The 9110-nt window shown below is 67.0% G+C and carries 10 protein-coding genes; 6 read left to right on the forward strand and 4 right to left on the reverse strand.

Annotated elements, in window-relative coordinates:
* Positions 1 to 13: 13 nt before the first annotated feature.
* From WBA97_RS24120 to WBA97_RS24135, 4 genes are read right to left on the reverse strand one after another with little or no spacing between them, the layout of a single operon-like run.
* Positions 14 to 1849 carry a VanW family protein gene (locus WBA97_RS24120; protein WP_424233176.1) on the reverse strand — a complete coding sequence of 612 codons (1836 nt, stop codon included), beginning with the start codon at positions 1847 to 1849 and terminating at the stop codon, positions 14 to 16.
* A 12-nt stretch (positions 1850 to 1861) separates the two neighbouring features.
* Positions 1862 to 2155, reverse strand: a complete 294-nt coding sequence (locus tag WBA97_RS24125) for a GroES family chaperonin (RefSeq protein ID WP_424233189.1) — start codon at positions 2153 to 2155, stop codon at positions 1862 to 1864.
* Positions 2156 to 2209: 54 nt separating this feature from the next.
* Positions 2210 to 2683: an SRPBCC family protein gene (locus tag WBA97_RS24130; RefSeq protein ID WP_424233177.1), complete on the reverse strand. Its 474-nt coding sequence runs from the start codon at positions 2681 to 2683 to the stop codon at positions 2210 to 2212.
* A 36-nt stretch (positions 2684 to 2719) separates the two neighbouring features.
* Positions 2720 to 4948 carry a hypothetical protein gene (locus tag WBA97_RS24135; RefSeq protein ID WP_424233178.1) on the reverse strand — a complete coding sequence of 743 codons (2229 nt, stop codon included), beginning with the start codon at positions 4946 to 4948 and terminating at the stop codon, positions 2720 to 2722.
* A gap of 93 nt (positions 4949 to 5041) precedes the next feature.
* On the opposite strand from WBA97_RS24135, the gene WBA97_RS24140 reads away from it, so the two are divergent.
* Genes WBA97_RS24140 through WBA97_RS24165 form a run of 6 tightly spaced genes read left to right on the forward strand, consistent with a single transcriptional unit; the run spans position 5042 to position 8995 of the window.
* The gene (locus WBA97_RS24140; RefSeq protein WP_424233179.1) at positions 5042 to 5239 is read left to right on the forward strand and encodes a hypothetical protein; all 198 of its coding nucleotides are present in this window, start codon (positions 5042 to 5044) and stop codon (positions 5237 to 5239) included.
* Positions 5236 to 5637, forward strand: coding sequence for a hypothetical protein (locus WBA97_RS24145; RefSeq protein ID WP_424233180.1), 402 nt, complete (start codon positions 5236 to 5238; stop codon positions 5635 to 5637). Before WBA97_RS24140 ends, WBA97_RS24145 begins: the two co-directional genes overlap by 4 nt.
* Before the next feature lie 2 nt (positions 5638 to 5639).
* Complete coding sequence (locus WBA97_RS24150; RefSeq protein ID WP_424233181.1) at positions 5640 to 6365, forward strand: DUF3558 domain-containing protein; 726 nt, start codon at positions 5640 to 5642, stop codon at positions 6363 to 6365.
* A gap of 40 nt (positions 6366 to 6405) precedes the next feature.
* Positions 6406 to 7056, forward strand: coding sequence for a DUF3558 domain-containing protein (locus WBA97_RS24155; protein WP_424233182.1), 651 nt, complete (start codon positions 6406 to 6408; stop codon positions 7054 to 7056).
* Positions 7053 to 8237 (forward strand): hypothetical protein, encoded by a 1185-nt coding sequence (locus WBA97_RS24160; protein WP_424233183.1) that lies wholly within the window; start codon positions 7053 to 7055, stop codon positions 8235 to 8237. Before WBA97_RS24155 ends, WBA97_RS24160 begins: the two co-directional genes overlap by 4 nt.
* On the forward strand, positions 8237 to 8995 hold the full coding sequence (locus WBA97_RS24165) for an ESX secretion-associated protein EspG (protein ID WP_424233184.1): 759 nt from the start codon (positions 8237 to 8239) through the stop codon (positions 8993 to 8995). The genes WBA97_RS24160 and WBA97_RS24165 overlap by 1 nt, the downstream gene beginning before the upstream one ends.
* Positions 8996 to 9110 lie beyond the last annotated feature (115 nt).

Consider the following 9110-nt stretch of genomic DNA (forward strand, 5'->3'; position numbering starts at 1 on the left):
CAAAGAAGGGCGATCACCCAGCAGGCGGGGGTGGCGCGCACACGATCTTCGGCTGCGGGTTGTACTTCACCGACCGGGTGTGCCGGGAAACCTCGCGCCCACTGCCGACCTCCCGGATGATCCGGGTGTCGCTGGTGGTGAACCCCGGCGCGCCGTTGCTGGCGTGGCAGTTCTCCGCGGGCCCCGGCTTCTCCTGAGGCGGGGTCTCCTTGGACCGCCCACCGGTGATCGACTCGACCTCGTACTTCTTCGTCCCCCACAGCTTCACGGTGATCGAGTTCGACGTCCAGATCGTCTGGATGGCCACCCCGGTGTCCGAGTCGTTGGTGAACTTCAGGTCGATGACGCTGCTGCCGTCGTGGTTCTGGAACACGGTCGCCTCGCGCGCGGCCGGGTAGCGGCTGATGTAGTAGCTGTGCTCCTTGTGGCCAGCGTCCTTCATGGCCGCGAAGTACGACGCGTTGTACAGGGTCGTCGCGAACTGGGAGATGCCGCCGCCGACCTCCCGGCCGGGTGCGCCTTCCTTGATCACGCCTGCCTCGACGTAGCCCTGCGCCTTGGTCCTCGGCCCGGTGAAACCGTTGAGGCTGAAGGTCTCGCCCGGCTTCACGATCGCGCCGTCGACCTCCGCCGCGACCGTGCGGATGTTGACGCCGGAGTCCGAGGCGAACCCCCGGGTGGTGAACTCGCCGATGACCTCTTTGATGCCGAGCTTGTTCGCGGCGTCGGTGGTCACCTTCGCGGGCTTGGGCACGTACTCGGCCTTCAGCTCACGACCGTCGGTCTTCTTCAGCACGTCCATCACCGGCGTCAGCGTCTTGGCCCAGTCGACGCCCTTGCCGTCGACGGACGGCTCGACGGTCGGCGCGCCGGACGAGAAGACGATCTGTGCGTCCTTGCCCTCGACCTCGGTGGACGCGAGCTGCGGGCCGACGGCGCCTGCCAGCTTGGCCTGGTCGATGCTCGCCGACAGCCCGCCGTTGTCGGCAGGCTTGAACACCAGCGTGCTCGCGATCACCGCGGGCTCGATCGTCGCGTCCCTGCCCTCGCCGTGGACGATCACGGGAGCGGCGACCGCGGGCTTCGCGATCTCGTCGACCGCCTTCCGCACACCATCGGCGGTCGTCTTGACCTTGGTGATGGCCACCGGCAGCGCGACCTGCTCGCCCGTGGCCCACTCGTCGACGAGCGCCTGCCGCGCGCCAGCTGCGTCGAGCTTCTGGCCCGGCTTCGGGTCGACCGCGACCGGGTCGACGCCCTCGAACTTGACTGTGCCCTCGGCGGGCTCGCGGTCGATCTTCGGCCGGAGCGCCTCGAGTGCCGCGTCCAGCTTCTCGTCGTCCGTGATCGTGACGACGCCCTTTTCCTCGCTGCTGCCGAATAAGGACATCAGGCGCGTGATCGGGTTCAGTGGCTGCTCACCGGTGTGGTCGAGGGTCGCCACCCAGTCGATGGTCAGACCGGCGTCGGCCGACTTGACCTCGGCGTCGACGTCGCCACCGCGCAGCTTGACCGGCTCGTCGAGGCGCGGCTCGATGGTCTCGCGCAGAGCCTGCTCCGCGTCCTCGTGCGACTGACCGCCGACGTCGACACCGGCCACGGTGACCCCGCGCGGCACCTCGCCGCTGCTCATCAACAGGTCGACGCCGTACAGGACGACGAGCGCGCCGAACACCGCCCCCGCGATGATGCCCGCCTTGCGCAGGCGCTTGCCCTTTGTGCCCTGCTCCCCGGCGGGAGGCTGCCCAGGCGCCTGGATCCTGACCGTCGGCTCGTCACCAATGGTGCGCGTGAGCGGGGTGAACACGTCCGTCTGCTCGGCGTGCGAGTCCGGCCATTGGTGCTCCACGACTTGCCTTCCCTAGAGATACAAACCCGTGCCGTGCTCGATCCGCTCGCTGGCGATGGCGTGCAGATCGCGCTCACGTATCACGAGGTAGGTCTGCCCTTGGACCTCGACCTCGAACTGGTCCTCGGGGTTGAACAGGACCCGGTCGCCGACCTTGACGTTCCGCACGTTCGTGCCGACCCCCAACACGTCACCCCAGGCAAGGCGCCGTGCCATCTGCGCGGTCGCCGGGATGACGATGCCACCGGTACTGCGCCGTTCCCCTTCCTCGGGAGAGAGCTGCACCAGCACCCTGTCGTGCAGCATCTGGATCTCGAGTTTGAGTTCTGGCACCAAGGAATGGTAACCGCCGCCCTCGGGCTAACCGCTTGCCGCCTCCGCTGCCGCCTTCAGCCGCACCAGGGTGCGCTCCATGTTGCGGCGGTTGTGATCCGCGCGGTCCCGCACACCCGTGACGAGGTTGGCGAACGGCCGGAACCACGACGGCCGCCGGTCCCACGTCTGCTCCACGACACGGCACCCGTTCACGGTCGCCTCGATGTCGTACTGCCAGCGGGAGACGGGAATGCCTGCGACCGAGGAGACCTCGAACGCGAAGCGCCGCCCCGGGTCCGCGTCGGTGACCGTCGACGTGGTGCTCCAGCGCCGCCACGCGATCTTGTTGTGCCCTCGGAACCGGACGCCGACGGCGGCCTCGCCGACCCCGTCCAGCCAGCTGCCGCGCGCCAGTTCGTCGGTCAGTGCCGACATCCCCGGCAGGTCGCTGACCAGCGTATACACCACGTCCGGCGACGCGTGCACCTCGGTGTGCGCGGACGCGCTCGGCTCGTTCATCGATCCTCCATGCGGGTGCCAGACAGCGGCAGGTTACTAAGTCGACGACCTGCGCAACATCCGCGTGATGCCTGCCGCGACGGTCGTCGCGAGAATCCAGCCCGCCGCGACGAGTCCGGCCGTGATCCACTGTGACGCACCGTCGAAGTGCCATCTGTTCTTGTGACCGAAGTCGACGATCGGGACCAGCTGGTCGATCGTGTACAGCACCGGGTTCCACACGAGCTTGTCGTCGGTGTTGGACTCCACCGGCGTTGGCTGTAACGAGAACCACACCGAGCCGATGACCAGCAGCGCGAGCAACCACAGCAGGGCACGCATCGGCCGGTAGCCGTAGCCGACCATCCATCTCTGCAGCCAGCTCCACAACATCACCGGGAACCCGAGCAGGCGGTAGCCCTCGGCGAGGGCCGCGTACCGCCAGCGCTGCTTGTCGATGAGCACGGTCGAGGCGTGCTCCTCGTTGCCGCTGGCACGCAGCATCGTGGCGAACTGGTCGTACGGGCCAGGCCGGTAGATGTCACCCATGGCGTTGCGCAGCAGCTTGAGCCGGTGCTTGACCTGCGCGTCGTCGTCCAGCTCGATCGGCTCGGCCAGCGCGTCGTAGCGGAAGTCGTGCAGCGAGATGTGCCCGCTGGCGTCCCAGAACTTGTCGTTGTCGGCGAGGGTCGCGCAGCGCGCGTGCCGCAGGTTCACGTGCCCGCGCGGCGCGGCCGCCACGTCGACCCGCAGCTCCTGGGTGATGAGCCCGTAGGCGTTGATGGCGGTGTCACTCAGCTTGGAGCCGAGCTCCGCGCCCTGGAAGTTGGTCTGCCTGCCGATCTCCGCCCGCCGGATCCGGATCTCACCGTGTGCGGAGAACGACTGTCCGTCGCCGCGGGCACAGACGAGGTCCCGGCCGATCTGGGCGACACGCAGGTCGACCGACGGCTTCTGGGACTGGTCGCGCCGGTACCGGCCGGGGCTCACGAACCGGGAGGCACGCAGGTCGAAGTTGGCGCCGATACCGGCCTCCGGCAGGAGGACCGACCCGAACACCACGACGCCACGGGCGTCCAGGTTGCCGCCGGTGGTGAACCGGCGGCCCTCGACCACGTCGCCGTGGCGGTTGCTCAGGATCGAACCGTCCAGCACGACGCTGCCGCGTGCGTTCACGTCGACGAGGCGCACCTGCCCGGCGATCCGCGTGTTCCTGGCATCGATCCCGCCGTCGATCTCGGTGCCGTCGAGGTGCAAGGCGCGATAGCGGTACGGCCCGGGGGCCGCCGCCTTGGCGGTCTGCTCCTCGAACGGCTCGGTGTCGTCGGACAGGTCGACAGTGGCGCCGGACAGGCGCAGCGACCCGCCGATGCGCGCGTTGACGATCCGCAGCGTGCCGGTGCTGGTGAAGTCCCGGTCGAGGTCCATGTTGCCGGACACCTGGATCCGGTCGGCGATCAACGTGGCGCGCTGGTCGAAGAACCGCTGGTTGCCGCCGTCGGCGTAGTCCTCACCGGTGGGCTTGAGCAACGCGCCGCGCATCGAGAAGTCGCTGTCGATGCGTGCGCTCGGCAGGTACAGCCGCCCGATCGAGGTGAACCGCCCCTTTTTGGTCGCCACGCACTGCAGGTTTCCACCGATCTGCAGGCCGTTCCCGTCCAGCGCATAGCCCTTCGGGCTGTCGAGCAGTGCGCCGGACAGGTTGACGTTGCCGCCGGTGCGCATGCCGGGAAGCCGCAGCTGGCCGTGCACCTCGATGTTCGCGGCCAGGAGCGCGCCAGCGAGCTGCAGCCGGTCGGCGTGCAACGCGTACCCGTCGACGTTGCGCAGCTTCGCGCCGGTCAGGTCGAGCGAGCCGCTGATCTCGGCGTCGGTGAGGTCGATCCGGCCGTCCACCCTGGTGCCACCGACGAACCGCAGGTCGTTGTCGCTGTAGAGGTTGCGCCCCTCGAGCCCCGGCAGGCGGCAGGTGGCGAACTCGCAGCCCGCGAGATTGGTCTGCCGGAGGTCGGGTGGCTCCTCGAACCGGCAGCGGACGAACTCGAGCAGGTGCGGGAACTCCACCGCACGCAGGTCGAGGATGCCGACGATGTGCTTGTCCGAGAACCGGAGAACCGGTGGCGTGGTGGCCCTTCTGCGCCCCCAGCCACCCGAGGGGCCCCATCCGCCCGACCCTGGCTCGAAGGCGAAGATCTGACGCACGATCTCCTCTCCCCGCACCTTCGCCCACTCCGGCGGCTGCGGGTCGAACGGCTCCAGCCGGCGGCCAGGCGGCTCCTCGGTCATCAAACGCCCCTCGTACGGTCCCCATTCGGCAGCACCCTGCTGATCAAAGATTCCACACCGGGCAAGGGAGGGGTCCCGGTCGGGGGCGTTTTCGTGACCGGCGTCGACTCGCTGAACATCGCGCAGGACGTGACCCGCAAGGAGCAATCGGCGACATCGAATACGAAGACTGACCCGAGCGAGCGGTTCCACGGCGAAGAGACCACACCGGGCGACGGCATGTCGTATCCTCGGCTACCGAGCGCATCCGCCGGATCACAGGCGGCACTGGGGAGAGGCCGAGAGGAATGAGCGGGAGACTCGAGCAGACCGAGAGCTACCGGCGCCTGGAGAAGATGGGGAGCCCGACCCCGCACGAAGGCACCGGCGGCGGCTTCGCGTACGACGAGGCGACACTGCGGTCCCTGGTCACGAAGTGGACCGAGCTTGCCGACCGCTACCTCGCATCGAGCAAACGCGTCAGCACGGACGCGATCATCCCGCCAGGACTCGACTTCGCCAGCAAAGGGCAGGCCGAGGCCTCTACGAACGCGAACAAGGCGTATTACCAGTACGTCGTGACGAACTACTGGTACTGCGTCAAGCAGGCCCAGCTGCTGCAGGACACCCTCGACGACTACCTGGACCAGGAGCACCAGTCGGTGATCGAGATCAACAAGTCCGGCCCCGGACCACAAGCGGGAATCTGATCGTGAACAACCGGTTACTGCGAATCGCCATCATCGCCGTGAGCGCCATCGGGCTCGCTGCGTGCACCACCACAGCGGCAGGCAATCCGATCCCCGATCAGGTGAAATCTGGCCACGCCCCGACGAGCGAGCCACCGTCGACCGACGAGAACCCGCCAGGCGACGAGTTGCCTTCCGACGGCGCACCCAAGGTCGAGAACCCCCTCGACGTGAGCCACTTCGAGCAGAACCCGTGCGACGCCCTGACTCCTCAGCAGGCGAACACGCTCAATGTCGAGGCCACCGGCACCCGGGCGGACACGAACTTCGGCAATGGCTGCATGTGGCGCAACCCGGAGACCGGCGGTTCCGCCATCATCTCGTTCCTGTCGAAAGCGAAACGCGGCCTGAGCGACACGTACCGGTCGAACAAGAACGGCGAGTTCAAATACTTCGAGCCGATCGACGACATCGAGGGATTCCCGGCGGTCGCGTGGGACACCGACTCGGAAAGCCCGACGAACCAGTGTTCGGTGACCGTCGGGATCACCGATCAACTGTCGATGCAGACCCTGACCGAACTCTCTAGCGACAACATCGGCCAGAAAGATCCGTGCGAAGTCGGCGTAACGGTGACCGGCGAGTTCCTGACGACGATAAGTCTCATGCAGAAGGAGAATCTGGGAGACCGCAGCCGACAGCGGTCGGACCGTGGATCACCGTCCTGGGCCAGGAGTACCAGTCGGTGATCGAGATCAACAAGTCCGGACCGCAGACGGGAATCTGATCGTGAGCAACCGGTTAGCGCGAATCACCATCCTCGCGATCATCGGGGCAAGCCTTGCGTCGTGCACGACAACGGCAGCGGGCAACCCAGTCCCCGATCAGGTGAATTCCGCCGAGGCCCCGACAAGCGAAACCTCCCCGTCAGGCGACGAGCCACCGGCTGACGACGAACTGCCGTCGGACGGTGCCCCGAAGGTCCGGAATCCGCTCGACGCGAGCCACTTCGAAAAGAATCCGTGCGACGCGCTGACCGCGGAACAGGCGAACGCGCTCAACGTCGATCCGGCTGGGACGCGCTCGGACACGGACTTCGGCCCAGGGTGCGCGTGGCGCAATCCGGACACGGGTGGCAACTTCCACTTCGGCGTCCTCACGAAGGTGAAACGTGGACTCAGTGACGCCTACAGGTCCAACGAAAATGGCACCTACGCGTATTTCAAACCGATAGCCGACCTCGAAGGTTTTCCAGCGGTCGCGTTCGACACTGACAAGAATCCCACCGTCCAGTGTTCGGTCGTCGTCGGCCTGACCGATCAACGGGTGATTCAGACACTGACACAACTGTCCAGTGACAACATCGGACAACGGGATTCGTGCGAGGTCGCGATCATGGCGACCGGCGAGACGATGAAGACGATCAAGGCGGGATCATGACCGACTCGGAAGATCGATTCTTCCCTTCCACGTTCCTGACGCCCGCCGAGATCTATCACCAGGTCACGCAGGGGCCAGGTCTGTTCGATCTGCAAAGGATCCAAGCGCAGGTACAACACGAGGTGCCCGAGGAGGAAGACCGGGCGAACTTGATCGCGTCGCTTGGGGATCTGATCGCAGTCGGATGGCAGGGTGCGGCCAGCGCGGCGGCCCGGGGTGCGGCACTGCCGCTCAAGGAGCAGGTGCTCGCGAACGCGGACAAGCTCGACCAGGCACAGGACCTCGTCTCCCGACAGGCCGGCTCGTTCGAGCGGGCCCACAACAGCGTGCGGCCGGTTTCGGAGCCGCCAGAGCAGTCGCTTGATGACGCGTTCCCGTTTGACGTGGACCACGAGAAGGAAGTCACGGCATACCAGGCTGACGCCCAGCACAATATCGCTGTCTTCCAGCAGTATGACGGGGCCAGTGAGTACAACGAGACGAACATGCCTCAGGAGTTCCACGCCGGTGGGCGGGACGGGGGCGATATCTCGGTGAAGTCTGCCGACACCATCGGGGTTGGGGAGCCTCGACCTGGCCCCGGAGATGGTCCGCCTGGTGGGCCTGGTGACGAGCCGGGGAACCCCGACGGTGGGTATCGCGCGGGGCCTTCGGGTTATCCGGGTGAGGCCGCAGGGCATCCGGGCGCCTCCGCTGGGGTCACCGGGGCTTCGTCATCCGGTGATGGGCAGACCGCGGCCAATGACTACCGGTCTTCTTCGGGATCTTTGTATCCAACGACCGGGTACTCTCCTCCTTTGTCTGGGGCGCCGGTTTCCGCAGCTCCCGGTGGGTTTGTCGGTGGGGGTTCGGTGGGTGGGTACTCCGGTGGCGGTGCACCTCGTGCGGGTGGGGGCGTCGCCGGCGGTGGTGGTGGGTCCGCTGTGCGTGGGCCTGGGGGTGCGGTCGGGGCTGGGGCCCTTGCCGCTGAGGAGAACGCTGTTCGGCGCGGGATGCAGGGAGCTGCCGCCCGTGGTGGGGCTGGGCCCATGGGGGCACCTTTGGGGGCTGGGCGGGGGAAGGACGACGAGAATGCCGAGCATGAGCGGAAGGTGCTCATCGAGGCTGACGCCGAGCAGATCTTCGGCAGTGACGTGCTGACCGCGCCTCAGGTCATCGGCGACGACGAATACGAGGATTGATGCAGACCGGGCGCAAGGTCGAGCTTTCCGTCTTCCCTCTGCTCAGTCTCATGCAGAAGGAGAATCTGGGGGAGCCGCACGCTGTTTTCGCCGGGGGCGAACGGTATGTCTCCCCTCGGTTCTCGGCCGAGGCGGAGCGGGTTGTCCGGCAGGAGCTGGACGCCGCGGGGCTTGGGGGTCGCAGGGAGTTCGACGAGTTCGTCGATCTCGTCAACGTTGTTCAGCGGGCCACCGTCGAGTACTACGGGTGGGTCACCACCACTGATGAGGCCTACTCCGTTCTTGTTGCCTCCTATGGGCGGTCCGCGGTCCTCGTTGTGCGCTCCGGGGAGCGGGTGCGGTTCGAGCGGTGCGATCTGGACCGGATGATCGAGACCCTGGTGTGGCGGTTGCCGGACACCGGCGTCGCGCACGGTGAGCCGTTTTCCGTGCGGCACACCGACTTCCACGCTCCGCGCGGGCGAGCGGAGGGCAGCGTCATGCGGCGGTCCTCCGCTGCCCGGCCCGAGGCGGCTCGGCGGCTCGACGCCCTTCTCAAGGCTCAGCGCTTCGCGGTGGCGAAGCTCTACGCCGCCAAGCGGGACGTCAACGGGGTTCGGCATCGGTCGGACCGGTGGCTCACCGTCCTGGACCAGGCTGACGGGCGGTGGGCGCTTTCCGTGTCACAGATGACGCGTGGGGAGCGGTGGATCAGCGCGGCACCCGGGACGCACCAGTACATCGCCGGCAAGATGCTCGAGCTAGTGCCAAGGCCGTGAAGTTAAGGGGTGGGTGCGGCTGTCCAGCCGGCTGAAACTAGCAACGGAGTTCCTGCTAGAACGGTGTCGACCAAGATCACCAGATAGCAGAAACTCCGTTGGTTACCCAGTCTGT

The sequence above is a fragment of the Actinophytocola sp. genome (genome assembly GCF_049647105.1).
GTDB lineage: Bacteria > Actinomycetota > Actinomycetes > Mycobacteriales > Pseudonocardiaceae > Actinophytocola.

Bases quoted from the DNA above. Each gene is read 5' to 3' on its own strand.
- WBA97_RS24125 (WP_424233189.1), bottom strand. From the start codon at position 2,155: ATGCTGCACGACAGGGTGCTGGTGCAGCTCTCTCCCGAGGAAGGGGAA.
- WBA97_RS24130 (WP_424233177.1), bottom strand. From the start codon at position 2,683: ATGAACGAGCCGAGCGCGTCCGCGCACACCGAGGTGCACGCGTCGCCG.
- WBA97_RS24135 (WP_424233178.1), bottom strand. From the start codon at position 4,948: ATGACCGAGGAGCCGCCTGGCCGCCGGCTGGAGCCGTTCGACCCGCAG.
- WBA97_RS24145 (WP_424233180.1), top strand. From the start codon at position 5,236: ATGAGCGGGAGACTCGAGCAGACCGAGAGCTACCGGCGCCTGGAGAAG.
- WBA97_RS24160 (WP_424233183.1), top strand. From the start codon at position 7,053: ATGACCGACTCGGAAGATCGATTCTTCCCTTCCACGTTCCTGACGCCC.
- WBA97_RS24165 (WP_424233184.1), top strand. From the start codon at position 8,237: ATGCAGACCGGGCGCAAGGTCGAGCTTTCCGTCTTCCCTCTGCTCAGT.